The 24,392-nt window shown below is 34.0% G+C and carries 19 protein-coding genes; 8 read left to right on the top strand and 11 right to left on the bottom strand.

Translation table 11 applies throughout. The features are described 5' to 3' along the window. Positions 1-96: 96 nt before the first annotated feature. Both AC1Q5Z_RS10900 and AC1Q5Z_RS10905 read right to left on the bottom strand, forming a co-directional pair. Positions 97-1,017, bottom strand: a complete 921-nt coding sequence (locus tag AC1Q5Z_RS10900; RefSeq protein ID WP_492444770.1) for a helix-turn-helix domain-containing protein — start codon at positions 1,015-1,017, stop codon at positions 97-99. 77 nt (positions 1,018-1,094) lie between these two features. Further along, positions 1,095-1,898, bottom strand: coding sequence for an SDR family oxidoreductase (locus tag AC1Q5Z_RS10905; RefSeq protein WP_492444772.1), 804 nt, complete (start codon positions 1,896-1,898; stop codon positions 1,095-1,097). 333 nt (positions 1,899-2,231) lie between these two features. Here AC1Q5Z_RS10905 and dnaE point away from each other — a divergent pair, with 333 nt between their 5' ends. Further along, positions 2,232-6,770: a DNA polymerase III subunit alpha gene (gene dnaE, locus AC1Q5Z_RS10910; protein ID WP_492444774.1), complete on the top strand. Its 4,539-nt coding sequence runs from the start codon at positions 2,232-2,234 to the stop codon at positions 6,768-6,770. Between the two features lie 177 nt (positions 6,771-6,947). Then, a complete protein-coding gene (locus AC1Q5Z_RS10915) occupies positions 6,948-7,886 on the top strand; it encodes an outer membrane beta-barrel protein (protein ID WP_198854814.1) in 939 nt (312 codons plus the stop codon). A 229-nt stretch (positions 7,887-8,115) separates the two neighbouring features. On the opposite strand, the gene AC1Q5Z_RS10920 is transcribed toward AC1Q5Z_RS10915, so the two are convergent. The 4 genes from AC1Q5Z_RS10920 to AC1Q5Z_RS10935 form a co-directional block, all read right to left on the bottom strand. After that, complete coding sequence (locus AC1Q5Z_RS10920; RefSeq protein ID WP_198854813.1) at positions 8,116-9,111, bottom strand: Gfo/Idh/MocA family protein; 996 nt, start codon at positions 9,109-9,111, stop codon at positions 8,116-8,118. Positions 9,112-9,388: 277 nt separating this feature from the next. Continuing rightward, on the bottom strand, positions 9,389-11,497 hold the full coding sequence (locus tag AC1Q5Z_RS10925) for a prolyl oligopeptidase family serine peptidase (protein ID WP_492444777.1): 2,109 nt from the start codon (positions 11,495-11,497) through the stop codon (positions 9,389-9,391). Between the two features lie 139 nt (positions 11,498-11,636). Next, entirely contained in the window at positions 11,637-13,844 is a 2,208-nt protein-coding gene (locus AC1Q5Z_RS10930) for a TonB-dependent receptor (RefSeq protein WP_492444779.1), read from the bottom strand. 163 nt (positions 13,845-14,007) lie between these two features. Next, positions 14,008-14,361 (bottom strand): hypothetical protein, encoded by a 354-nt coding sequence (locus tag AC1Q5Z_RS10935; RefSeq protein ID WP_198854810.1) that lies wholly within the window; start codon positions 14,359-14,361, stop codon positions 14,008-14,010. A gap of 225 nt (positions 14,362-14,586) precedes the next feature. Here AC1Q5Z_RS10935 and AC1Q5Z_RS10940 point away from each other — a divergent pair, with 225 nt between their 5' ends. Beyond that, on the top strand, positions 14,587-15,291 hold the full coding sequence (locus AC1Q5Z_RS10940) for a porin family protein (RefSeq protein WP_198854809.1): 705 nt from the start codon (positions 14,587-14,589) through the stop codon (positions 15,289-15,291). On the opposite strand, the gene AC1Q5Z_RS10945 is transcribed toward AC1Q5Z_RS10940, so the two are convergent. Further along, a complete protein-coding gene (locus AC1Q5Z_RS10945) occupies positions 15,286-15,891 on the bottom strand; it encodes a hypothetical protein (RefSeq protein ID WP_278019788.1) in 606 nt (201 codons plus the stop codon). The genes AC1Q5Z_RS10940 and AC1Q5Z_RS10945 overlap by 6 nt on opposite strands. A gap of 201 nt (positions 15,892-16,092) precedes the next feature. On the opposite strand from AC1Q5Z_RS10945, the gene AC1Q5Z_RS10950 reads away from it, so the two are divergent. From AC1Q5Z_RS10950 to AC1Q5Z_RS10970, 5 genes are all read left to right on the top strand, one after another. Beyond that, the gene (locus AC1Q5Z_RS10950; RefSeq protein ID WP_492444780.1) at positions 16,093-18,564 is read left to right on the top strand and encodes a bifunctional UDP-N-acetylmuramoyl-tripeptide:D-alanyl-D-alanine ligase/alanine racemase; all 2,472 of its coding nucleotides are present in this window, start codon (positions 16,093-16,095) and stop codon (positions 18,562-18,564) included. 68 nt (positions 18,565-18,632) lie between these two features. Further along, positions 18,633-19,013, top strand: coding sequence for a large conductance mechanosensitive channel protein MscL (gene mscL / locus AC1Q5Z_RS10955; RefSeq protein WP_198854807.1), 381 nt, complete (start codon positions 18,633-18,635; stop codon positions 19,011-19,013). Between the two features lie 175 nt (positions 19,014-19,188). Then, positions 19,189-20,178 carry an aspartate-semialdehyde dehydrogenase gene (locus tag AC1Q5Z_RS10960; RefSeq protein ID WP_198854805.1) on the top strand — a complete coding sequence of 330 codons (990 nt, stop codon included), beginning with the start codon at positions 19,189-19,191 and terminating at the stop codon, positions 20,176-20,178. Between the two features lie 109 nt (positions 20,179-20,287). Continuing rightward, entirely contained in the window at positions 20,288-20,797 is a 510-nt protein-coding gene (locus tag AC1Q5Z_RS10965) for an SMI1/KNR4 family protein (protein ID WP_492444783.1), read from the top strand. Between the two features lies 1 nt (position 20,798). Beyond that, positions 20,799-21,482, top strand: a complete 684-nt coding sequence (locus AC1Q5Z_RS10970; RefSeq protein WP_492444784.1) for a DUF6058 family natural product biosynthesis protein — start codon at positions 20,799-20,801, stop codon at positions 21,480-21,482. Positions 21,483-21,523: 41 nt separating this feature from the next. Here AC1Q5Z_RS10970 and AC1Q5Z_RS10975 read toward each other — a convergent pair whose 3' ends face one another. The 4 genes from AC1Q5Z_RS10975 to AC1Q5Z_RS10990 all read right to left on the bottom strand — a co-directional run bounded on the left by AC1Q5Z_RS10975 (position 21,524) and on the right by AC1Q5Z_RS10990 (position 24,071). Next, positions 21,524-21,841 carry a 2Fe-2S iron-sulfur cluster-binding family protein gene (locus AC1Q5Z_RS10975; protein ID WP_091490641.1) on the bottom strand — a complete coding sequence of 106 codons (318 nt, stop codon included), beginning with the start codon at positions 21,839-21,841 and terminating at the stop codon, positions 21,524-21,526. A 55-nt stretch (positions 21,842-21,896) separates the two neighbouring features. Next, on the bottom strand, positions 21,897-22,376 hold the full coding sequence (locus tag AC1Q5Z_RS10980) for a hypothetical protein (protein ID WP_198854802.1): 480 nt from the start codon (positions 22,374-22,376) through the stop codon (positions 21,897-21,899). A 213-nt stretch (positions 22,377-22,589) separates the two neighbouring features. Then, the gene (locus AC1Q5Z_RS10985) at positions 22,590-22,829 is read right to left on the bottom strand and encodes a NifU family protein (RefSeq protein ID WP_095929732.1); all 240 of its coding nucleotides are present in this window, start codon (positions 22,827-22,829) and stop codon (positions 22,590-22,592) included. Positions 22,830-22,943: 114 nt separating this feature from the next. Further along, positions 22,944-24,071, bottom strand: a complete 1,128-nt coding sequence (locus tag AC1Q5Z_RS10990) for an Mrp/NBP35 family ATP-binding protein (protein ID WP_198854801.1) — start codon at positions 24,069-24,071, stop codon at positions 22,944-22,946. Positions 24,072-24,392: the final 321 nt, after the last annotated feature.

Here is a 24,392-nt window from a genome sequence, read left to right on the forward strand (position 1 = left end):
CACCAAAATACTACGACATCCAAGAGGTGTATTTTTATAAAATTTTATGATTTTTTAAGACCGAAATTGATTTTTTGAAGACAATAATTTTGAAAATTAATTCAACGAATTTTTAAACTCTAATGGAGTAAGACTGGTTTTCTTTTTGAATAATTTACTAAACGATTGCGGATATTCAAAACCTAACTGATAAGCAATTTCTGCTACCGAAAGATTGGTAGTAATCAGGAAATCTTTTGATTTTTCTATTAATTTCGAATGAATATGCTGTTGCGCATTTAATCCAGTTAAATTACGAAGCATATCGCTGAGATAATGACTTGAAACATTAATCTGCGAAGCCAGAAATTCTACTGTCGGCAATCCTCTTTTTAAGGTTTCTGCATTGCTAATATAGTTATCCAGAGTTTCTTCGACTTTTAATAATAAATCGTTACTGATGGTTTTTCTGGTAATAAATTGTCGTTTGTAAAAACGATTGCTGTAATTCAGCAGAACATCAATGTAAGAGACAATCACATCCTGACTCATTTCGTCGATTGCCGTATTGAGTTCGTTGTCGATGCTTTGTAATAATCCAATAATAATTGTTTTTTCGCTGTCTGAAAGATGTAATGCTTCATTGGTGTCATAAGAAAAGAAGCCATATTTTTTGATGCTTTTTCCCAAAGGATAATTTCGAATAAAATCAGGATGAAATAAAAGGGTATAACCTCCGTATTCAACGCCTTCTTCATTTTCAGTAAAAATTAACTGAGTTGGGGAAGCAAACATAAGTCCGCCTTCGTTGAAATCATAATAGCCTTGACCGTAGCCCATTTTTCCTTTGGTAGAAAACTTATAAGAGATCTTATAAAAATCAAGTAAAAAGGCATGATTCGCTAAATTTTCATTTATAACCAACTGTGTATTGTCTACCAAACTCACCATCGGATGAAGCGGTTTTGGAAGTCGAAGCAGATCGTGAAACTGCGATATAGAAGAGATTTTTTCTGGATTATTGTTTTTTCTTTCCATGATATAAAAGTATGAAAATTAAAAAGACTAATACCGTTAGGCTTCTTGAAACCTGAACGGTATTATTTTGAAATAAATTATTCCCCAAAAAATTGTTTGCCAAATTCTGAACGAAAAACTTCGTCTCCAACTTCTAGTCTTTGTTTGTAAAGTGCTTTTGCATCTTCTCCGGCAACATATCTTAATTGGTTTTTACCGTCGGTTGCGGCTTCATAAACCACATCGGCAATTTGTTCAGGAGTTGATGCCATTTCAAACATGGTATCAACACTTCCAAACATACGATTTGTCATTGCTTCGTACTCTGGCAAAGTGCTTGTGTCAAGTGAACCATGAAGGAATTCGGTTTTAATTGCTCCAGGAGAAACTGTTTTAATGTTTATTCCAAACGGATTTAATTCGTAAGCCATACTTTCGCTCCAGCCTTCTAATCCCCATTTTGTTGCGTGATAGATTGATCCTAAAGGAAAAGCGATCAATCCACCGATAGAAGTCGTTGAAATGAATAAACCGTTTTTCCTTTCTCTGAAATACGGAATGAATGCATTTGTAATTCTGATTACTCCCAATAAATTAGTATTTAATTGTTTTGTGATTTGATCATCTGTTAAACTTTCCAAAGGGCCAATTAATCCATAACCAGCATTGTTGAAAACGATATCAATGTCGCTTAATTTAAGTGCTTTTTCCACAGTAGTTTGAATTTGATCGTAGTTGGTAACGTCTAAAGGTAAAAGCGTTACATTTTTTAATTGAGAAAGTTCTGTTTCTTTTTCAGGAGTTCTCATGGTTGCAATTACATTCCATCCTTTTTCGTGGAATAATTTTGCTGTTGCTTTTCCTAAACCTGATGATGCGCCTGTGATAAAAATTGTTTTCATGATTATTATTTTTTAATTGTTATAATTTGATGAAGCAAAGTTCAGGATACAGTAAAGCTTAAAAGTGTTCATTTTGGTTTAATGAGTATCCAAAATGAATAATTGAAGTTTTTAAGAGAAAATAAATGATTTTTTAAGGTTTTTGTCGCTCTTTCATAATCATGTTAAAAATGCTTTTGTTAACAACTTTAGCTTCTTTATTTCTCTAAAAAAAGCGTAAATTTGAATTCCTCCGATTTTTCATTTCACATTTTGTTATGTTTCATGTTGTCAATGTTTTGCAATATGTAAGATTTGGAATTTTGGACATCAAAATTTGACTTTTACAACTCTATGTATTTAATATTCGATACCGAAACAACTGGATTACCAAAACGCTGGGATGCCCCAATAACCGATTCTGATAACTGGCCTCGCTGTATACAGATTGCGTGGCAGCTTCATGACGAAATGGGACAGCTTATCGAGCATCAGGATTATTTGGTAAAACCAGAAGGATTTAATATTCCGTATGATGCCGAGCGTATTCACGGAATCTCAACCGAATTGGCTGAAGCCGATGGAATCACTTTGGCCGAAGTTTTGGAGAAATTCAATATCGCTTTGAGTAAAACCAAATTTATTGTTGGACAGAATTTAGGTTTCGACGTTAATATTATGGGAGCCGAATTCCATAGAATGGGAGTGGAGTCTCAAATGGCTTCAATGCCGGTTTTGGATACTTGTACCGAAGTTACGGCTTCGTTATTACAGCTTCCAGGAGGTCGTGGAGGAAAATTCAAACTTCCAACTTTGACCGAATTACACAGCTATCTTTTCGATCAGCCATTCGCGGAAGCGCACAACGCAACTGCCGACGTTGAGGCAACTACGCGTTGTTTCTTAGAATTGGTTAGAAGAGAGGTTTTTACAAAAGAAGAGTTAGACGTTCCTAAAGAATATTTCAGAGAATTTCAGGAAAGAAATTTTGAGCCATTTAAGTTAATTGGTCTAAAACACATCAACTTAAAAGCGGCTTCTGATAAAATCAGAGAACAGCTTAAAGCTTTAGCTGGAGAAGGTCAACAGACCGTTGTTTCAGATGAAGATAAAGCTGATTTTAAAGCAGCAAAGTTTGCGCATTTGCATAATCATACACAGTTCTCGGTTCTGCAATCGACTATCGGAGTTGGAAATATTGTAGCTGCTGCAGCTAAAAACGGAATGCCAGCCGTGGCTATGACGGATACTGGAAACATGATGGGAGCTTTCCATTTTGTGAGTGCTGTTATGAATCACAATAAAGCGGCTTCTGGAAAAAATAAAACTTTGGTTGAAGCTGGAGAAGAACCAACAGAAACCGAAGTAAAACCAATTGTAGGTTGCGAATTTAATATCTGTGAGAACCATTTAGATAAAAGCAAAAAAGACAATGGTTATCAAGTTGTTTTGATGGCTAAAAACAAAGCTGGATATCACAACTTGGCCAAAATGGCTTCGATCGCTTATACAGATGGATTTTATTATGTTCCGAGAATTGACAGAAAGATCGTTGAGCAATACAAAGGCGATATCATGGTTTTGTCTGGGAATTTATATGGAGAAATTCCGAGTAAAATTTTAAATATTGGAGAAAACCAAGCAGAAGAAGCTTTAATTTGGTGGAAAGAACAATTTGGCGAAGATTTCTATCTTGAAGTAATGCGTCACAATCAGGAAGATGAAAATCGTGTCAACAAAACCTTGATTGAGTTCTCTCAAAAACACAATGTCAAATTAATTGCGACTAATAATACTTATTATTTAAATAAAGAAGATGCCAATGCACACGACATTTTATTGTGTGTAAAAGATGGTGAAAAACAGGCAACGCCAATTGGTCGTGGACGTGGTTACCGTTACGGACTTCCAAATCAGGAATACTATTTCAAGTCGCAAGACGAGATGAAAAAGCTTTTTGCTGATTTGCCAGAAGCGATTATCAATATTCAGGAAATTATTGATAAGGTTGAAGGATATTCATTGTATCGAGATGTATTACTTCCGAAGTTCGAAATCCCCGACGAATTTATGGTTCCCGAAGATGAAGAAGACGGAGGTGTAAGAGGGGAAAATAAATACTTGAGACACCTTACTATGGAAGGTGCCAAAAGAAGATATGGAGAAATTACGGAATCGATTCAAGAGCGTTTGGACTTTGAATTAATGACGATTTCAAACTCAGGTTATCCGGGTTATTTCTTGATTGTACAGGATTTCATTGCCGAAGCAAGAAAAATGGACGTTTCGGTTGGTCCGGGTCGTGGTTCTGCAGCGGGTTCAGCCGTTGCGTATTGCCTCGGAATTACCAATATTGACCCAATTAAATACGACTTACTTTTTGAGCGTTTCCTAAATCCTGACCGTGTATCGATGCCAGATATTGATATCGACTTTGATGACGAAGGTCGTGGACGTGTAATGGAATACGTAATCAATAAATACGGTCAAAAACAGGTTGCGCAGATTATCACTTATGGTAAAATGGCGACCAAATCGGCTATTCGTGATACGGCTCGTGTATTGGATTTACCATTATTTGAAGCCGATAGAATTGCGAAATTAATTCCGGGAATGATGCCGTCAAAATGGAACTTGGCGCGTTTTATTTCGGAGAGTGAAGAGGAAGTTAAAAAAGCCCTTCGTTCTGACGAATTTGATAATGTAAAAGAATTAATCGCCATTGCCAATGAAGATGATTTGGCAGGAGAAACTATTCAGCAGGCAAAAATTCTGGAAGGTTCGATGCGTAACACGGGAATTCACGCCTGCGGGGTAATCATTACGCCATCAGATATTACGAATTATGTTCCTGTTACCACTGCGAAAGATTCCGATTTATATGTAACACAGTTTGATAACTCGGTTGCAGAAAGTGCCGGATTGCTGAAAATGGACTTCTTGGGTCTGAAGACCCTTACGCTAATAAAGGATACCGTAAAACTGGTAAAATATAGAACAGGAATTGAACTGAATCCAGATACTTTTCCAATCGATGATGAAGAAACGTATGCGCTTTTCCAAAGAGGTGAAACTGTTGGAATCTTCCAATACGAGTCGCCTGGGATGCAGAAATACATGAAAGATCTGAAACCAACGGTATTTGGAGATTTAATTGCCATGAATGCCTTGTATCGTCCAGGACCTTTGGAGTATATTCCGTCTTTCGTTCGAAGAAAAAATGGTGACGAGGAAATCAAATACGATTTAGATGCTTGTGCCGAATATTTATCTGAAACCTACGGAATTACGGTTTACCAAGAGCAGGTAATGCTTTTGTCTCAGTCTTTGGCAGGATTTACAAAGGGTGAGGCCGACGTTTTACGTAAAGCGATGGGTAAAAAACAAAAAGACGTACTAGATAAAATGAAGCCGAAATTTGTTGAACAAGCAGCAGCAAAAGGTCACGATGCCAAAGTTCTGGAGAAAATCTGGAAAGACTGGGAAGCCTTTGCGAGTTACGCCTTCAACAAATCGCACTCGACTTGTTATGCCTGGATTGCGTACCAAACCGCTTATTTGAAAGCACATTATCCTGCGGAATATATGGCAGCTGTACTTTCGAATAACATGAACGATATCAAACAAGTTTCTTTCTTCATGGAAGAATGTAAACGTATGGGATTACAAGTTCTTGGACCAGACGTAAACGAATCGTACTATAAGTTTACCGTAAACGATGACTACGCAGTTCGTTTCGGAATGGGAGCGATTAAAGGTGTTGGTTCTGGAGCAGTAGAAACCATTGTTGAAAACAGAAAAGACGGAAGATATAAATCGATTTTTGATTTGGCAAAACGAATTGACTTGCGTGCAGCTAACAAAAAAGCGATTGAAAATTTAGCATTGGCTGGAGGTTTTGATTCTTTTGAAGGAACAACCAGAGCGCAATATTTCCACGACGATGGAGACGGAATCACATTCTACGAAAAAGCAATGCGCTACGGATCGAAATTTCAAGAAAATGAAAACTCTTCGCAAGTAAGTTTGTTCGGAGAAGCTAGTGAAGTTCAAATTGCCGAACCAGTTGTACCGCCATGTGAAGATTGGAGTACAATGGAGAAACTGGCAAAAGAAAAAGAAGTTGTTGGAATCTATATTTCTGGACATCCGCTTGATGATTTCAGATTTGAAATGAAATACTTCTGCAATAACCGATTGGAATCGTTGAAAAGCATGAATGAGTTTGTTGGAAAGAATTTACACTTTGCAGGAATTATCAATAACGTACAGCATCGTGTTGCCAAAAACGGAAAAGGTTGGGCAGCATTCAACTTAGAAGGTTATGATGAAAGTTACGAGTTTAAGATTTTTGGTGAAGAATACTTGAAGTTCCGCCATTTCTTAATTCAGAACAATTTTGCCTTTTTGAAAATAATGATCAAAGACGGATGGGTAAATCACGATACTGGTAAGAAATCCGATCCAAGAATGCAGTTTGTTGAGATTCGACAATTGCAGGATATCTTGGAGGCTTTTGCTAAAAAGCTAATTTTATTGCTAAATATTAAAGATCTTCATCCTGAGTTTATTCATAAACTGAGTCATTTGTTCAATGAAAATAAAGGAGATAATTCTGTGACTTTTGAAATCATGGAATTAGAAAAAATAAAAAAACTGGTTGAGGTAGAAACTCCAACAGATTTTGAAGACTCCGAAGATGGCGTTTTTGAAGCTGATAATGAGAGTGAAGATGCCGCAATGGAGGATACAAAAATCCAAGAAGTAAATGAGGTCGAAGAGATAAAAGTAGTGACCAAATTGAGTATGCCAAGTCGCCGTTTGAAGGTTAAAATTTCCACTGAATTATTGCAGGAATTGGAGAAAATGCAGATTAATTTTAAATTGAACTAAAAATTTAACAGTTAAATTTTAAACACATGTTAATTTTTTATGTTAAAAATATGCATGCATAATAGTTTTTTAGTAATATTGTCCAAAATTACAACGTTTTCGTTCCGAGTCTAACTTTACAAATTGTAAGAATGTGTTAAAATATTCTAAGTTTGTATAAATCAATAAATCAAAATTATGAAAAAGAACCTATTTTTATTAGGATTATTAGTTTGCTCAATGGCAACAATGGCGCAGACAGAAAAAGCGGACAAACCAGAAACATGGTACTTCAAATTAGGAGGATCATATTTCAATCAAACTGCTTCAACTGAGTTTCCAACTGTAGGTGGAAATGCTGCATTGGATAGAACTTATGTAGGAGGAAAATTAGTTTCTGAAAAAAGTATTACAGGTTCTTTTGGTCAAGGTTTCAGAACTGGAATAACTGCGGGATACCGTTTTTCAACTCGTATAGGAGTAGAGCTTGGGGTTAACTATTACACTAGCCACGACAAAACAATGGCTCAAACAACTTCTGATCAGCCTTACATTCCAACATCTGCAACAACAGGTATTTATAATTTTAAATCAGTTGGTCAAATTACAGCTTTTGATATTGCGCCTGCAATTGTAATGTTTTTAGGAGAATCTAACGGATTTGAACCTTATACAAAAGTTGGGGTTTTAGTTCCAATTCATGGAGATTTAGAAATTAAAACAGATGCTGTTGCTCCAGTTGGAGTTAATCCAGGTACTGGCGCTCCAGTTTTTGGAAATGTTCACAGTGTTGATAAAGTAAAACCAAACCCAACAATTGGATTCACTGCTGCTGTAGGTACAACTTATAAGTTGACTTCACACCTTTCTGCTTTCGCAGAATTAGAATACCGTAACTTTACCGTTCACGGAAAAACAAAAGAAACCACTGATTTTACAGTTAACGGAAATGATGCGTTAGCTAGTAGAACTACAGCGCAAATTCACACAAATTATAGAGATAGTTTAAATGTTAATTCAAATAACGCTGCAACTAATCCAAACGGAGTTGATTCAACAAAAGCAATGGATGAGTTAAGCTCTTATGTTGGAATTTCTGGTTTAGGATTAACATTAGGTATCAAATACAGCCTATAATTCTCCATTTTTTTATAGTTTACAGTTTAAAAAAAGAGGATATTCGAAAGAATATCCTCTTTTTTTGTCTTTAGATTCTTTTATGAGTTGCCTCTAGCTTAAGCTCGAGGTTATTGAGATTAATGAGAATAAAAAAAGGCTTTAGCCCAACTATTAGTTTGGCTAAAGTCCTATATGATTTTTTTGAAATTATTCCTTTAGCTAAAGCAGGAGGTAATTCAACAATATACTATTTTGAAGCTTCTCTAAATTCTTTCAAAACCTGATCAATAACCCAAGTGGTTCTTGCGCCAGAAGTTCCTTTAGATGGAGAAGCGTTTTCTTTGCCTAATAATTCAGCAAGAACAGTTTCAATAAATGGTTGTTGAATATGAAGAGGATTTTCTATCGTAATACTTTCTTTTTCTCCATTTGCATATTGAATATGAACAGGATCATTTCCAAAAGTAGAAAACGAGATTTTACCTTTATCACCTACAATTTCAGTATTATCATAACGTTCAAAACTCGCAAAATTCCATATTCCAGAACCGTGAATTCCGTTTTCAAATAAAAATGACATTGAAACGGCATCTTCTGCAGGATAAGCCATTAATTGAGAAGTTGCATGTCCGCGAACTGATTTAATCGGACCTAAAACAAAATCAAGGAAATCTAAAGTATGGCAAGCCAAATCAACAAAGATTCCGCCTCCAGAGATATGTGGTAAAACAGTCCACGGAAGATTGATTTCGTCATCATAACGTGCTTCAAAAGGATGGTACAAAACACAATTGACGTGTCTGATAGTTCCTAATTTTCCTTGATCAATAATTTCTTTTATCTTTAAAAAACGAGGTAAAGCTCTTCTGTAATACGCAACAAATAGAGGAACATTATGCTCTTTGCAAGTGTTGATCATTTCGTTGCATTCTTCAAACGTCAATGCCATCGGTTTTTCTACATAAACAGGCTTTCCAGCTTTAGCACATAAAATGGTGTATTCTTTATGAGAAGATGGAGGAGTAGCGATATAAACAGCATCGACCTCCGGATCATTAATTAAATCTTCAGCATTCGAATACCATTTTGGAACATTGTGGCGTTTTGCGTAATCTTCGGCAAGAGCTGCATCTCTTCGCATCACGGCAACTAAAGCAGAATTTGGAGCTTTCTGAAAAGCAGGTCCGCTTTTTACTTCGGTTACATTTCCACAGCCAATAATTCCCCATTTTATAATTTCCATTGTGTAAGTTTTAAGTTTCTCAAATTTAAAAAAGGTTTGCCACCAATTGCACTAATTTCCACTAATTCTTTGTGGTTATAATATTTGCCACAGATTAAAAAGATTTTCACAGATTATAAAAATCATTTTAATCCTTTTAATCTGTGGCAAAAAAGCACTCTACAAATTCCCATTAATTAAATTCGTGCTAATTCGTGAAATTCGTGGCAAAAAAAATAAAGCCACGAACTCACAAATAAATCGTGAATTCGTGGCTAAAAAAATTAAGCTTAAAGTTTTACTTTTTAGGCAAAGCTTTAAAACCCATATTGTAAAGTGTAAAAGCTTGAATGTCTACGTTCTCTTGAATCGTAGCGGCAACAGATTTTCCTGCTCCATGACCTGCTTTAACATCAATTCTAATTAAAACTGGGTTTTCTCCTGTTTGTTTTTCCTGTAATTCAGAAGCAAATTTGAAACTGTGTGCAGGAACTACACGATCATCATGATCTCCAGTAGTTACCATTGTTGCAGGATAATGAGTTCCTTGTTTTACATTATGAACTGGAGAATATCCTTTTAAATATTCAAACATTTCTTTGCTGTCTTGAGCAGTTCCGTAATCAAAAGCCCATCCTGCACCTGCTGTAAAAGCATTGTAACGAAGCATGTCCATAACTCCAACAGCTGGTAGAGCCACTTTCATTAAATCAGGACGTTGTGTCATTGTTGCACCAACCAATAAACCTCCATTAGATCCTCCGCGAATGGCTAAATAATCAGATGAGGTATATTTTTGAGCAATTAAGTATTCTGCAGCAGCAATGAAATCATCAAATACATTTTGTTTTTGAAGTTTTGTTCCTGCATCATGCCATTTTTTTCCGTACTCGCCACCACCTCTAAGGTTAGCAACTGCATAAACTCCGCCGTTTTCCATCCAAACTGCATTAGCAATGCTAAAGCTTGGTGTTAAAGAAATATTGAATCCGCCGTAACCGTAAAGAATAGTTGGGTTTTTACCGTCTAATTTTGTTCCTTTTTTATACGTAATAATCATCGGAACTTTTGTACCATCTTTTGAAGTATAGAAAACTTGTTTAGACTCATAATCTTCGCTTTTGAAATCTACTTTTGGTTTTTGATACACTTCAGATTTACCAGATTTTGGTTCCAAAGAATAGATGCTTCCTGGAGTTGTATAATTAGCAAAGCTGTAGTATAAAATTTTGTCAGCTTTTTTACCGCTAAATCCACCAGCAGTTCCAACAGCGGGAAGTTTAATTTCGCGAACTAATTTTCCATTGTAATCATATTGTTGTACAAATGAAACGGCATCTTTAGTATAATTCGCAAAGAAATAACCACCGCCAGTTGAAGGAGATAAAATATCTTTAGTTTCTTTAATAAAATCTTTCCAATTCTCAGGTTTCGGATTTGCTGCATCAACTGTTACAATACGTTTATTAGGAGCCTTAAAATCTGTTTCGATAAATAATTTGCTTCCTTCATTTTCGATAACATTATTATCGCTGTCAAAATTGTCAACGATTGTAACAATAGGACTATTTGCTTTAGTTAGATCTTTAATGTACAACTCATTTCCGTAAGTAGAGTTAGCAGCTGTAATTACCAAATAACGATTGTCTTCAGTAACATATCCGCCTACATATCTTCTTTTCTGATCAGCTCCAAAAATTACTTTATCATCTTTTTGAGAAGTTCCCAATTTGTGGAAATATAATTTGTGCTGATCTGTTTTAGCAGATAATTCACTTCCTTTCGGCTTGTCATAACTAGAGTAGTAAAAACCTTCATTTCCATGCCAAGAAACGCCACTAAATTTTATGTCAACCAAAGTATCTTCTAAAACTTTCTTAGAAAGTGCATCTATAATGATTACTTTTCTCCAGTCGCTTCCGCCTTCAGAAATTGCATAAGCAGCTTTGCTTCCGTCTTTAGAAAAATCAAGTCCGCCAAGAGAAGTTGTTCCGTCTTTAGAAAAAGTATTTGGATCTAAGAAAACTTCTTCTTTGCCATTTTCATCTTTTCTGTAAACAACAGATTGATTCTGAAGTCCATTGTTTTTAGAGTAATAAGCAAATTTTCCTTCTTTAGATGGAGCTCCAATTTTTTCGTAGTTCCAAAGTTTTTCCATTCGCTTTTTAAGTTCGTCACGAAATGGAATTTTATCTAAATAACCATAAGTAACTTCGTTTTCGGCTTTTACCCAAGCACCTGTTTCAGCAGATTTATCATCTTCTAGCCAGCGGTACGGATCGCTTACTTTGGTGTCAAAATAAACATCAACAGTTTCTCCTTTTTTAATTTGCGGATATTGCAATTTGCCTTGTCCAAACGAAATTCCTGCGGTTGTAATTGCCATTAATAAAAATGTTTTTTTCATAGTTAGTTTTATCTGTTGTAACAAAAATAGCACTTTTTGTTGTGAAAATTGAAATGAAAAATTAAACCATATAAGTGATGTAAGTTCATTTAAACGGTTTGCTTAATTTTACTTATATGACTTATATGGTTTGAAATTGTTACAGATTAAAGTTAACCCCCAAAACGATATTTCTTCCAATATTAGGAATACCGTCTGTTTTTAATCTAGAAAGGTGAGCAATGTATTTTTTATCAAATAAATTGTTTCCGTTTAGGTTGATGTCAAAAGCAGTTTTTCCTAGTTTAACTGTTCCTCCAAAACCTAAGTTTACCAAAGTATAACCTTTAGAGGCAGTTTCGAAACCACTTACATTATCTTGGCTAAAAGTAGAAGAAACATTCAAAGAAGCAAAACCTTCGCTTAACCAGTTTTTAATATTAAATTCAGTTCTTAATGTATTATTCCAATTGTTTGCAGGAATCAAAGGCAGATAATCTTTGTTTTCTTTTTTACCTGTAACAGTTTCAAAACTAGTTTCAAAATGCAACCAATCTAATGGATGCGGGTGAAAGTGAAGGCCAACTTCTCCACCGTACAATTGCGCATTGTCTTGAACATAAGCAAAAACATCATTATCGTCTCTAATTTCTCCAGTTGGCGAAGTGTAGATATAATTGTTTACATGATTGTAGAATCCGTTTACGAAAAATTCAAAATGCGTATTTTTATACTCTAAGTTCAAATCGGTTTGCACGTTTTGTTCCGTTTTTAAATCAGCATTTCCAATTTCATAACGATTCGTTCCTTCGTGAACGCCGTTTGAAGTTAACTCAGCTAAGTTTGGCGCTCTAAAACCAGTTGCCACATTTAAGCGAAACGTTAACGGCTCTGCTAATTTAGTTTTGTAGCCTAAAGAAGCATTAAAACTATCAAAAGAACGATCTAAAGCCTGAAAATAACCTTCTTCGCCTTCGGTTCCGTGAGCGATAGAAGTAATGTTTCTGTTGTCAAAACGCAATCCGGCTTGAATAACGCTGTTGTCCCATTCGTAGTTGGCGGTTCCAAAAACACCAAAATCATTAGTTGTAGCGTCTGGAATCAAGTATTCTTCTCCAGAATTTTTGTTTGTCTGATGCATTCCTTGAACACCAAAAATAGTTTCGATTTTTCCGAATTTAGGAAAATGGTATTTTGCATTATAATTAAAAGTATTCAATTTCATGTGTAAAGAAGCCTCGTTGCTGTCTTCAAACTCGCTTCTGTCATTTGCGATATATCCTAAATCAACATCTAGTTTAGAGTTTTCGAAGAAAATAACATTATTCAAACTCAATAAATGATTAAAAATTCCTTGTCTTGGAAATTGAGTGTCTTTGCTTGAGGATTGTTCAGCAATTCCGTCTTCAGGAATTCCAATATCCAATTTGTTGTAATTATATCGTACAACACTAGAAAAAGTAGAGTTGCTGTAACCAATTCCAGTTTTAAAATCAGTTTCATTATAGCGAGAATTTGTTACGCGGTCGCCGCCAGAAATCTTGTAATCAGAATGTGTGTTGTAGCTTCCTCTAGCTAAGAATTTCCAATTATCAGTAGAAGTTTTTAATCCAATTGATGAATTGCTTCCTTCTGTATTTGTAAAATATTTTTGGCTGAAATTGGCTTTGAAAGTACCTGCATCAGCAAATTTTTCAGGATTGAAATATAAAACACCTCCTAATGCATCAGAACCATACAATAATGAAGCTGGACCTTTAATGACTTCAACGCTTTCAATTCCAGCATCGTTTAAACCTAAACCATGTTCATCTCCAAACTGTTGGTTTTCGATACGGACACCTTGAGAATAAACCAAAACGCGATTACCGCTAAGTCCACGAATTACTGGTTTTCCGATAGAAGTTCCTGTAGAAATCTGAGAAACTCCAGGAATTGTCGCCAAACCTTCAATCAAAGTAGAGGTTCCTTTTTGCTGTAATGTTTTAATGCTTTCATGCTCAATTTTCATTACGTTTTGAGATTGTAATTTATTGAAAGGCGTTGAAACTACCACCTCGTCCATTTCTAAAATAGACTCTTCAAGAACAATATCTAGGGTATTTTTTTTCAGTAATTTAGCAATTGTTTTGTTTTGATTGGCGTATCCAACATAAGTAAAAGCAATTCGTAAGCTTCCGTTAGGAAGATTATTCAATTCGTATTTTCCATTTGCGTCTGTCGTAGTTCCTTTATGTAATTCTGGAGCATAAACAGAAACTCCAGGCAATGGATTATTTTGATTGTCGGTTACTGTTCCAGAAACCGAGTTTTGAGCAGTAAGAATGCTCGAAAACCCTAAAATAAGGGCAATTATAAATTTTTTCATTTGAAAATGATGCTATAGTTAATTGAGTTTTTTCTTCGAATGAAAAACCAAAAACCAACAATAAAGCATTCTGATCCTGATTGATAAAAATAGGATTAGAAAACTCAATGTTATTTTGAATTTAAATTAAAAGAAATGTGAAGTTTTTCGAATAATCGAAACCTTAAGAAACTATATTAGCAGGAGGGCCACGTAAGAAATACGAGGTGGTTGAAATTGAAAAAATCTTCTCTGAAAATGGGAAGAAATAAGGTGTTTCTCTGTGGAATGAATGAAATTCAAAAGAGAAATTTTGTGGCAGAACAAAAGACTCAAAAGCAAAATGACAAACAAAACAAACGTCATAATCATGATGCTGATGTGTTATTTCACCATTTGGATCATTGTAATCGTGATGGCATTGTTTTTCTGAAAGCTGTTTTACGATATGCTCATAACTGTGTATCGACTGAAACAATATCGAGAACAATATTGCTACAGCAAAAGATAAACTTAATATGAGTTGCTTTCTTTTCATGCTTTGCAAAGGTATAAAAGATAAAAAGAAAATTGATGAATTTTTTGTTTCAACGAATTGAATTATTGAAAAAAATGCAGCAATTAATTTTATTCGCAGTCAAAATGAGAATATTTTTACTTCTTATCTTTACTACAGAAAGCAATATATTATATTTGTATGTGAAATAAATACGCGCCCAAAAGCGTTTATTTGTAATCATCTCTTAAAAACTAAAACCACGATATGCGAATTATTTTTAGCTGTTTATTTCTACTCACTTTTTTTAACTCTTTTGCGCAAGCAGACGTTAAACCTGAGATAAAACCAGTTATAAAAATAGATTCTCTGTATCGAGAAGATCAGTTTTACTTTTCGGTTACTTATAATATGTTTACCGATATTCCTGTTAATTTCAAACAAAATAAATTTTCTCTAGGACTTTCGGGAGGTTTCTTGCGCGATATGCCTGTAAATAAATCTCGAACAGTTGCAATTGCGGCAGGATTAGGTTTAAGCTATCAGAATTATTATCAAAATTTAACGATTTCTGAAGACGCTTCGGGAGCAATTATATACGGAGTAAATAGTTCTAGCGAATATGCGTCTAATCGTTATAGACAATATTCTGTAGATCTTCCAATAGAATTTAGATGGCGTAATTCGACTTACGAAAGCACTAAATTTTGGCGTATTTATGGCGGAGTAAAATTGAGTTATGTTTTTTCAAGTTCATCTATTCTTGATGATGGAGAAAAAACATATAGGATCAACAATAACGGGGATATTAATAAATTTCAATACGGCCCATATCTTTCGGCAGGATATAACACTTGGAATGTGTATATATATTACGGCTTAAGTCCGTTGTTTAATTCGGCGACTACTTTGTCTGGCGAAAAAATCAATATGAAAACGCTAAATGCAGGATTGATCTTTTATATTCTATAACCACAGATATAAAAATAAAAGTTGCGGCATTATTCCAATAAATAATCCAATTAGTATTTCTCTAGAAGTATGTGCATTCATTTCTAAACGAGATGAAGCTACAATTCCTGACAATAAAATAAGTAAAGCAGACCAATACGGATTGTGCAGTTGAAGATGAATGTTTAATCCGATAACGAAGATCGTTAAACCTGAAATGGCAACCATGTGAAGACTTGCTTTTGTTTTGAAAAGAACACAAACCAATGCCAAAATACTACTAAATAAGGCTCCAAGAAAAAAGAAATGAAGTTCAGGATAACGCGTAATTACAATACTTCTTTTAACTAATAAAATATATAAAAAACATTGCAAAATAAGCGGAATTGCTCGTTCTGAAGTTTGGCTCAGCATAATTGATTTTACATGTCCAGTTGATTTTAACAGTAAGTAAAATAAAACAGGGACAATTATGTTAATCACTAAAATTTGAATTAGAACAAAGTATTTTTCATTTGTACTAAATACGTCGTCTTTATAAAATAAATAAAACAAAGTGGCGTACATCGATATAAAAATCGGATGTAATATATAAGAAAAGAGTGGGAGTAATTTTTTCAAAATCTGCAAATTTGTGGTCTAAAAACAAATATACTCAATAAAAGTTTTCTGCCACGAATTACACTAATTTTCACGAATTCATTTATAAAAACCCTAATTCTGCAGCTCTAATTTTAAGAAATCAACAAATAGAATAATTAGTGAAAATTTGGGAAATTAGTGGCAAACCTTTTTTTAAATTTGAAAAAAAGAAATTACCAAATGAGCATAAATTTAAAAAGCCTGGTTTCAGTTCTCAACGCCAAATGGATTGGCTCAGATGCTGATGTTTTAATCGATCATATCTCAATTGACAGCCGTTCGCTTCAAAACGGATCGCAAACATTATTTTTTGCTTTGGCCGGTGTAAACAATGATGCTCATTTATTTATTCCAGATTTAATAGAAAACAAAGTTCAGAACTTTGTTGTTCAATATATCCCAGAAGGTTATGCAGGCAAAGCTAATTTTTTGGTTGTCGAAAATACGCTTTGGGCTCTTCAGGAATTTGCAGCTTATTATAGAAATCTTTTTCATTTTCCAGTGATCGGCATAACAGGAAGCAACGGTAAAACGATCGTAAAAGAATGGCTTAATTTCTTATTGAGTCCTGATTATAATATTATTAGGAGTCCTAAAAGTTATAACTCTCAAGTCGGAGTTCCGCTTTCGGTAATTGCGATTAATGAAAAACATAATTTAGGAATTTTCGAAGCAGGAATTTCAACAGTTAATGAAATGGTTAAACTGGAGAAAATCATTAAACCAAATATTGGAGTTTTAACAAGCATTGGTTCTGCGCACGACGAAGGTTTCGAAAACTTAGTACAGAAAATTGATGAAAAACTACTCTTGTTTAAAGATTGCCCGATCATTATTTATCAAAAAAATGAAGTCGTAGATTCTTGCTTGTCTCAATTTGTTGCTGAATATATGCTTCATCCGAGAAAACTGTTTTCTTGGAGTTTTACTGATCAAAATGCAGATGTTTTTATTGAAAAAAGAGAACACAGAAACGATCATACTTTTATACAATATCAATACAAAAATGAGACTTTCAATTTAGAAATTCCGTTTAACGATTCGGCTTCTGTAGAAAATGCGATTTCTTGTTTATTGGTTTTGTTAAACTTTAATTACGATCAGGAAACAATTCAGAACAGAATCGAGATGCTTTATCCTGTTCGAATGCGTTTGGAAGTAAAAAACGGAATTAACAATTGCAGTATTATTGATGATAGTTATAGTTCCGATTTTCAGTCGCTTAAAATTGCTTTAGATTTTTTAGAAAGCCAGAAGAAAAAAGGCGCTTCTAAAACGGTTATTTTATCAGATATTTTCCAAAGCGGATTCACAAACGAAGAATTATATTCTAAAGTTGCTCAGTTAATTTTAGACAATAAAATAAATCGCATAATTGGCATTGGAGCAACAATTTCTTCCTTTGCAGATCAGTTTCCAAATAGCACAATGTTTGATAATACAGCTGATTTTATTGCCGAAATTGACAATCTGAATTTCAATAACGAAACCATTTTAATAAAAGGAGCAAGATCTTTTCAGTTTGAAGAAATTGTATCGCTTCTAGAAGAAAAAACACATGAGACTATTCTAGAGATTAATCTCGATGCTATAAGCCATAACTTTAATTACTATAAGTCAAAACTGGCGCCAAATGTTAAAATGATGGTGATGGTTAAAGCATTTGGTTATGGAAATGGCGGTTTAGAAATTGCGAAATTGCTAGAACATCATAAAGTTGATTATTTGGGTGTAGCTTTCGCCGATGAAGGAATCGCATTGAAAAATGGCGGAATAAAACTTCCAATTATGGTTTTAAATCCCGAATCGACAAGTTTCCCTTCGATCATTCAATATCAGCTAGAACCTGAAATTTATAGCTTGAAAGGATTAAATGCCTTTTTGAAAATTGCTCGAGAAAAGAACTTAAAAGATTATCCAATTCATATCAAAATGGATACAGGAATGCATCGTTTAGGTTTTGAAAATAATACTATCGACGAATTAATTGCGACTTTAAAAGGAAATTCAACTGTTCGTGTGCAAAGTATTCTATCGCATTTGGCAACAAGCGATGACCCGAAACATTTTGACTTTGTGAGACAGCAGATTGCTTTGTTCGAAAAATTGTCTTCAAAACTAATGGCAGAATTAAATATCAATCCAATTCGTCATACATTAAATACTTCTGGAATCAGTAATTTTCCTGATGCGCAATACAGCATGGTGCGTTTGGGCATTGGATTGTATGGAGTTTCAAATGATCCAGCAGAACAGAAATATCTGGAAAATGTAGGAACATTAAAGTCAATAATTTCTCAAATTCGAACTATTCCAGCGGGTGACAGCGTAGGTTACGGGCGTCGTTTTATGGCAGATGCAGCAACCAAAATTGCAACCATCCCGATTGGTTATGCAGATGGGATTGCGAGATTATGGGGTAATGAAGTTGGTTATGTAACAATCAAAAATCAGAAAGCCAAAATCGTCGGAAGTGTCTGCATGGATATGCTGATGGTTAATGTAAGCGATATAGAATGTAAAGAAGGAGATTCGGTAATTATTTTCGGCGAAAGCCCAACTGTAATAGAAATGGCTGTAGCCTTAAAAACGATTCCATATGAAATAATGACAAGTATTTCGCAACGAGTAAAGAGGGTATTTTTTAGATAATTTTAAGAATTTCCAATAAAATTGCGTATTTTCGATATTCATTTATTATTCAACTAAACAGATCAAATATGGGATTTTTTTCAGAATTTAAGGAATTTGCAATGAAAGGCAACGTAGTCGATTTGGCTGTCGGTGTAATCATTGGAGCTGCTTTTGGTAAAATTGTAAGCTCATTAATCGAAGATGTAATTACGCCGCTGTTATTAAAACCTGCTTTAGATGCTGCACATATGTCAACTATCGAACAATTAACTGCTTTTGGAGGAGTCAAATATGGTGTTTTTATTTCGGCAGTAATCAATTTTATTATTGTTGCTTTTGTTTTGTTCTTAATAATTAAAGGAATAAACCACGCTAAAAAGAAAGAAGTTCCTGCGCCGGCAGCTCCAGCAGCACCAACTCAAGAAGAGTTGCTTACACAAATTAGAGATTTATTAAAAAATAAATAAAAATACAATACCGCTACACTAAGTCTAACTTAACCGCCTTCTAAAGAGGCGGTTTTTTTACAAAATGTTTATTTTGTAACATTTTGTTATTTTTTGTGAATAGCCTTGTGGAAACTTTTATTATACTTACTTTTGCGTAACAAAATAGATTAATTGATTATTTAAAAATATAAAAATGAGAATTGCAGTTGTAGGCGCTACTGGAATGGTAGGCGAAGTAATGCTTAAAGTATTAGCAGAAAGAAATTTTCCTGTTACAGAATTAATCCCTGTTGCATCAGAAAGATCAGTAGGAAAAGAAGTTGAATATAAAGGAACCAAATATAAAGTAGTAGGATTACAAACAGCTGTTGATATGAAAGCTGATATCGCTATTTTCTCTGCTGGAGGTGATACTTCATTAGAGTGGGCTCCAAAATTTGCTGCTGCAGGAACAACTGTAATCGACAACTCTTCTGCATGGAGAATGGATCCAACAAAAAAATTAGTAGTTCCAGAAATCAATGCTGATGTTTTAACTAAAGAAGATAAAATCATTGCAAACCCAAACTGTTCTACTATTCAAATGGTATTAGCTTTGGCTCCTTTGCACAAAAAATACAACATCAAAAGAATCATTGTTTCTACTTACCAATCTATCACAGGAACTGGTGTAAAAGCGGTTAAACAATTAGAAAATGAGTACGCTGGAATTCAAGGCGATATGGCTTACAAATATCCTATTCACAGAAATGCAATTCCACATTGCGACAGTTTTGAAGAAAACGGATATACTAAAGAAGAAATGAAGTTAGTTCGTGAAACTCAAAAAATCCTTTCTGATAACACAATCAGAGTTACAGCTACTGCAGTTCGTGTACCAGTTGTAGGCGGACACAGTGAAGCAGTAAACGTTGAGTTTACAAATGATTTTGAGGTAAATGAAGTTCGTGAAATCTTACACAACACTGATGGAGTAGTGGTTCAAGATAATTTAGATACCTTTACTTACCCAATGCCATTATATGCAGAAGGTAAAAATGATGTTTTTGTTGGAAGAATTCGTCGTGACGAAAGCCAGCCAAATACATTAAACATGTGGATTGTTGCTGACAACTTAAGAAAAGGAGCTGCAACAAACACAATTCAAATCGCTGAATATTTAATTAAAGCTGGTTTGGTATAATTGAGAGATTAAATAAAATTGTTATAAAGAGAAAACCGTAATTGCAGTAATGTAATTACGGTTTTTTTGTGAGAAATAGTTTTAACTTAGCGGTTAAAATTGAAACGCTATGAATTTCGAGAACTACAAAATAATCCCCAATTACAATACCAATAAAACAGATCTTTTTACAGCCGATGAAGAAGATATATTGGCGTGCGAAAAAACATTAAACATAACTTTTGACGAAGATTACAAAGAATATGTTCAAAATTACGGAAGTGGAATTTTAGGCGGTACTTATGTTAGGGTTTATCTTCCTGAAACGATTGTTTTGACTCTAGAAGAATGGAAAAGCCGTATTACTGAATATTGGTTTTGGGATGAAGGAAAAGAGGTTTTAACAAAAGAGGAAGTATTGAAATCGATTAGAATTGGAGACACTTTTGATGGAGACGAAATCATTCTTTTAAATAGTCAATATTACATTCTGCCACGATACAGCGAAATGATTTATAAAGCTGGAAATACGTTGGAAGAAACAGTTACCTGGTTGTGTTCGTCTGGAATTTTAACGGAAGCTTTTTCTGAACGTGAATTTGAACCTTTTAATCCATCAGAATTTTTAAAAAGTAATTAAAATGAGAGATGAAAATCTTGCTTATATCGTAGATAATTATCTGGAATTTGAAGAGGTCAAAAGACTTACAAGATTAGCTGATGATGAATTAAATAAGCTTATTGAAGAAAAGTTAATTCCGTCACCGTCTTATGTAATTAATTCAGAAATAACGATTAGTTCGCCTTTAAATGATCAGCATAAATTGACAATATCTAAGAGGTACTTTGCTAAAAACATTGTGAATCTTATTAAGAAGAACAATAAAGAATCTTATGGAGAATTAAAAAAGGAATTTAAAGAGAACTTGCTTCTGCATTTAAAAAATCATCAAAATAAAGGATTTGCCTATGGAAACGTTTTTGATGAAAATGGAGAAATAGATCCTGAAAAAGCAGAAAATGCGTTAGAGGAAGAATGGAATTATTACTGTAAAGGGGTTTACGGAATCTGTACTTTGAATAATGACGAAAAGGCTATTATCGATAAAGAAATCGCTATCAAACGAATTTTGGATTTTATCGCTAAGAAGTCATCATCGCAGACAGTAGAAGAAGAAAATTATCTGAAAGAACTAAATGACGAACTGAATAAATCTACCAGTTTATTTGCTCCTTACCAACGAGAGTTGAGCAGTAGAGGCAAATATTTGGATAAACTGCTTAGAGAGTTTTCTTTAGATGATTTAATCAAAAAATATGATTAATAAAAAAAGCGAGAATCATTAAATTCTCGCTTTTTTTATTTTTAGTATTCTGGTGCCAATTCTAACTCCAATCCTTCTAAATCTTCAGTAATTGGAATCTGACAGCCTAAACGGCTATTAGACTTAACATAAAATGCTTCTGAAAGCATGGCTTCTTCATCGTCACCCATTTCTGGTAATGCAACATCATTTAGAACATAACACTGGCAAGAAGCGCACATGGCCATTCCTCCGCAGGTTCCTTCAACAGGAAGTTCGTATGCTTTGCATAACTCCATTATATTCATTGCCATATCAGTTGGAGCTTGTAATTCGTGTATAACTCCTTCTCGATCTTTAATTTTAATTAATACATCCATTTTAATTATTGGAATTTTGGCAGGATTTGATAACGTGAAAAAATCCTAATTTATATTAGCTAGTAGGTTTAGTACTAAATGCGTATTCTTTTCTGTTATTGTCCTTTAAGCGCATTTTTACGCCAAGAACGTTGTCATTTTTTTCAAGAATGGTAATCACTGCAATTACAGAATAATAATCTCTGTCAGACTGGAAAACCAATGTTCCTTCGTAAGTTGTGTTTAAAACTCCTTGTTTATCAGTCGAAGCCGAAAGTTTTCTCGGATGAGAAAATTCAGCAGAACTGTAGGTCGATTTTATTGTAAATTTTGCTTTTCCTTCTACAAAATCATATAAGAAATCGTAGTTTCCAATTCGTAGTGATCCTGGTTCTTCATTTGGGTTGATTGAAAATACAATCTTACCCGAATATTGAAAATCAGACCATTCTTCAGATTCACTTACCCAAGCCTTGTCAACCACAACATTCTTACTTTGGGCATAATCTACAGAAACAAAAAACAATAATAAAAAAAGAGCGTAATAGTTTTTCATAGTTTTAGATTTAAGGGTTTTGTGACAAATTTAAGTTAAAATTGTAACAATTCCTTAACGGAAACTCTTAAATCTTTATATTGTTTTTTATGAATATAATAAAAAACGTCTTTTTTTTGGTGCTTTTTTGCCATTTTATTAATCAAACAATAAAACACCTATTATTCTTGTTAAACTGTGAAGGTTTTGATTCTGAAAAAAGACACTATTTTGTTACATTACATTTACCACAGTTTCAATTTGCGGAGCATATTTTTTGATAGTTGTTTCAACACCTGCTTTTAGCGTCATTTGATTAACACTACAGCTGATGCAAGCTCCTTCCAAACGAACTTTTACATGTTTGTCGTCTTCAATAGAAATTAATGAAATATCTCCACCGTCAGATTTTAAGAATGGTCTTATCTCATCTAAGGCCAATAAAACATTACTTGTTAATTCTTCTGTTGTCATAATTTTATCAATTAGAAAATGTGTCAATTAGATAATTAGATAATTTTTACCTCAAAGTAAATTTTCTAATTATCTAATTTTCAAATTATCTCATTAGTTTATTCAATTATCTAATTATTTTTTAACTGCCGAACATCCTGCCATCGTTGTAATCTTGATCGCTTCTGTTGCAGGCAAACTTTCGTTTCTGTTTACTGTTTCTTGTACAACATTTCTCGTAATTGCTTCAAAAACTTTTTCTATTGGAGAGGCAGTTTGCAATGCAGCTGGACGACCATAATCGCCTGCTTCACGAATAGATTGTACAATTGGAACTTCTCCTAAAAATGGTACGTCTAAATCTTCAGCAAGGTTTTTAGCACCTTCTTGTCCAAAGATATAGTATTTATTTTCTGGCAATTCTTCTGGTGTAAAGTACGCCATATTTTCAATAATTCCCAAAACAGGAACATTGATATTGTCTTGCATGAACATTGCCACACCTTTTTTAGCATCTGCAAGAGCAACTGCTTGCGGAGTACTTACTACAACAGCTCCGGTAATTGGAAGCGATTGCATGATAGAAAGGTGAATGTCTCCAGTTCCAGGAGGTAAGTCAAGAAGCATGAAATCTAATTCTCCCCAATCTGCATCAAAAATCATTTGGTTTAATGCTTTTGCTGCCATTGGTCCTCTCCAGATTACAGCTTGACTTGGTGCTGTAAAAAATCCAATTGAAAGCATTTTGATTTCATAGCTCTCAATAGGCTTCATTTTTGATTTTCCGTCAACGGTTACAGAAACAGGTTTCTCGTTCTCAACGTCAAACATAATTGGCATAGAAGGTCCGTAAATATCAGCATCTAAAACACCAACTTTAAAGCCCATTTTTGCAAGTGTAACAGCCAAGTTTGCAGTCACAGTAGATTTTCCTACTCCTCCTTTACCAGAAGCAACAGCGATAATATTTTTAATTCCAGGAATTGCGCGACCTTTAATTTCAGGTTTCTCTGGAGTTTCTACTTTAATGTTTACTTTTACTTTAGCATCAGGAGATATTAAATCATGAATTGTTTTTTTAATATCATCTTCTGCTCTTTTTTTGATGTGCATAGCAGGTGTATGCAATACAAGGTCTACAACAGCTTCATCTCCAAATGTTATAACATTGGTTACGGCACCGCTTTCAACCATATTTTTTCCTTCTCCAGCAATAGTGATTGTCTCTAAAGCTTTTAGAATTTCTTTTCTATCTAGTTTCATTGTAATGGGCTATTTTTTTATTCTCTAAAAACAGTCTTATAAGATTATATTTATTTAAACTGATTTCAGGGTGCAAAGATAACAGATTAAGTTCGGAAATTAAGCGTTTTTGAATTGTAATTATTGATATTGAGATTATTCAAAATTATTCAAAAGTATTTTTTATTGAAAATCATAATTAAGAATGATTAGTGTTCTGATGCTTTGAGAAAAGTTTTTCTATTTAAATGAATATTTTTTATGTAAGTTTTCTTTCAATTAAATAAAATTCTCACAAAACTTCGTTATATTTGATAGCCCAAATCGATGATTGCCAGAGAT

This window comes from Flavobacterium sp. GW823-FHT06G12 (assembly GCF_058794775.1).

Bases quoted from the DNA above. Each gene is read 5' to 3' on its own strand.
- AC1Q5Z_RS10920 (WP_198854813.1), bottom strand. From the start codon at position 9,111: ATGGAAATTATAAAATGGGGAATTATTGGCTGTGGAAATGTAACCGAA.
- AC1Q5Z_RS10960 (WP_198854805.1), top strand. From the start codon at position 19,189: ATGAGAATTGCAGTTGTAGGCGCTACTGGAATGGTAGGCGAAGTAATG.
- AC1Q5Z_RS10980 (WP_198854802.1), bottom strand. From the start codon at position 22,376: ATGAAAAACTATTACGCTCTTTTTTTATTATTGTTTTTTGTTTCTGTA.
- mscL (WP_198854807.1), top strand. From the start codon at position 18,633: ATGGGATTTTTTTCAGAATTTAAGGAATTTGCAATGAAAGGCAACGTA.
- AC1Q5Z_RS10925 (WP_492444777.1), bottom strand. From the start codon at position 11,497: ATGAAAAAAACATTTTTATTAATGGCAATTACAACCGCAGGAATTTCG.
- AC1Q5Z_RS10950 (WP_492444780.1), top strand. From the start codon at position 16,093: ATGAGCATAAATTTAAAAAGCCTGGTTTCAGTTCTCAACGCCAAATGG.
- AC1Q5Z_RS10975 (WP_091490641.1), bottom strand. From the start codon at position 21,841: ATGGATGTATTAATTAAAATTAAAGATCGAGAAGGAGTTATACACGAA.
- AC1Q5Z_RS10940 (WP_198854809.1), top strand. From the start codon at position 14,587: ATGCGAATTATTTTTAGCTGTTTATTTCTACTCACTTTTTTTAACTCT.
- AC1Q5Z_RS10915 (WP_198854814.1), top strand. From the start codon at position 6,948: ATGAAAAAGAACCTATTTTTATTAGGATTATTAGTTTGCTCAATGGCA.
- AC1Q5Z_RS10930 (WP_492444779.1), bottom strand. From the start codon at position 13,844: ATGAAAAAATTTATAATTGCCCTTATTTTAGGGTTTTCGAGCATTCTT.
- AC1Q5Z_RS10985 (WP_095929732.1), bottom strand. From the start codon at position 22,829: ATGACAACAGAAGAATTAACAAGTAATGTTTTATTGGCCTTAGATGAG.
- AC1Q5Z_RS10900 (WP_492444770.1), bottom strand. From the start codon at position 1,017: ATGGAAAGAAAAAACAATAATCCAGAAAAAATCTCTTCTATATCGCAG.
- dnaE (WP_492444774.1), top strand. From the start codon at position 2,232: ATGTATTTAATATTCGATACCGAAACAACTGGATTACCAAAACGCTGG.
- AC1Q5Z_RS10965 (WP_492444783.1), top strand. From the start codon at position 20,288: ATGAATTTCGAGAACTACAAAATAATCCCCAATTACAATACCAATAAA.
- AC1Q5Z_RS10990 (WP_198854801.1), bottom strand. From the start codon at position 24,071: ATGAAACTAGATAGAAAAGAAATTCTAAAAGCTTTAGAGACAATCACT.
- AC1Q5Z_RS10935 (WP_198854810.1), bottom strand. From the start codon at position 14,361: ATGAAAAGAAAGCAACTCATATTAAGTTTATCTTTTGCTGTAGCAATA.
- AC1Q5Z_RS10970 (WP_492444784.1), top strand. From the start codon at position 20,799: ATGAGAGATGAAAATCTTGCTTATATCGTAGATAATTATCTGGAATTT.
- AC1Q5Z_RS10905 (WP_492444772.1), bottom strand. From the start codon at position 1,898: ATGAAAACAATTTTTATCACAGGCGCATCATCAGGTTTAGGAAAAGCA.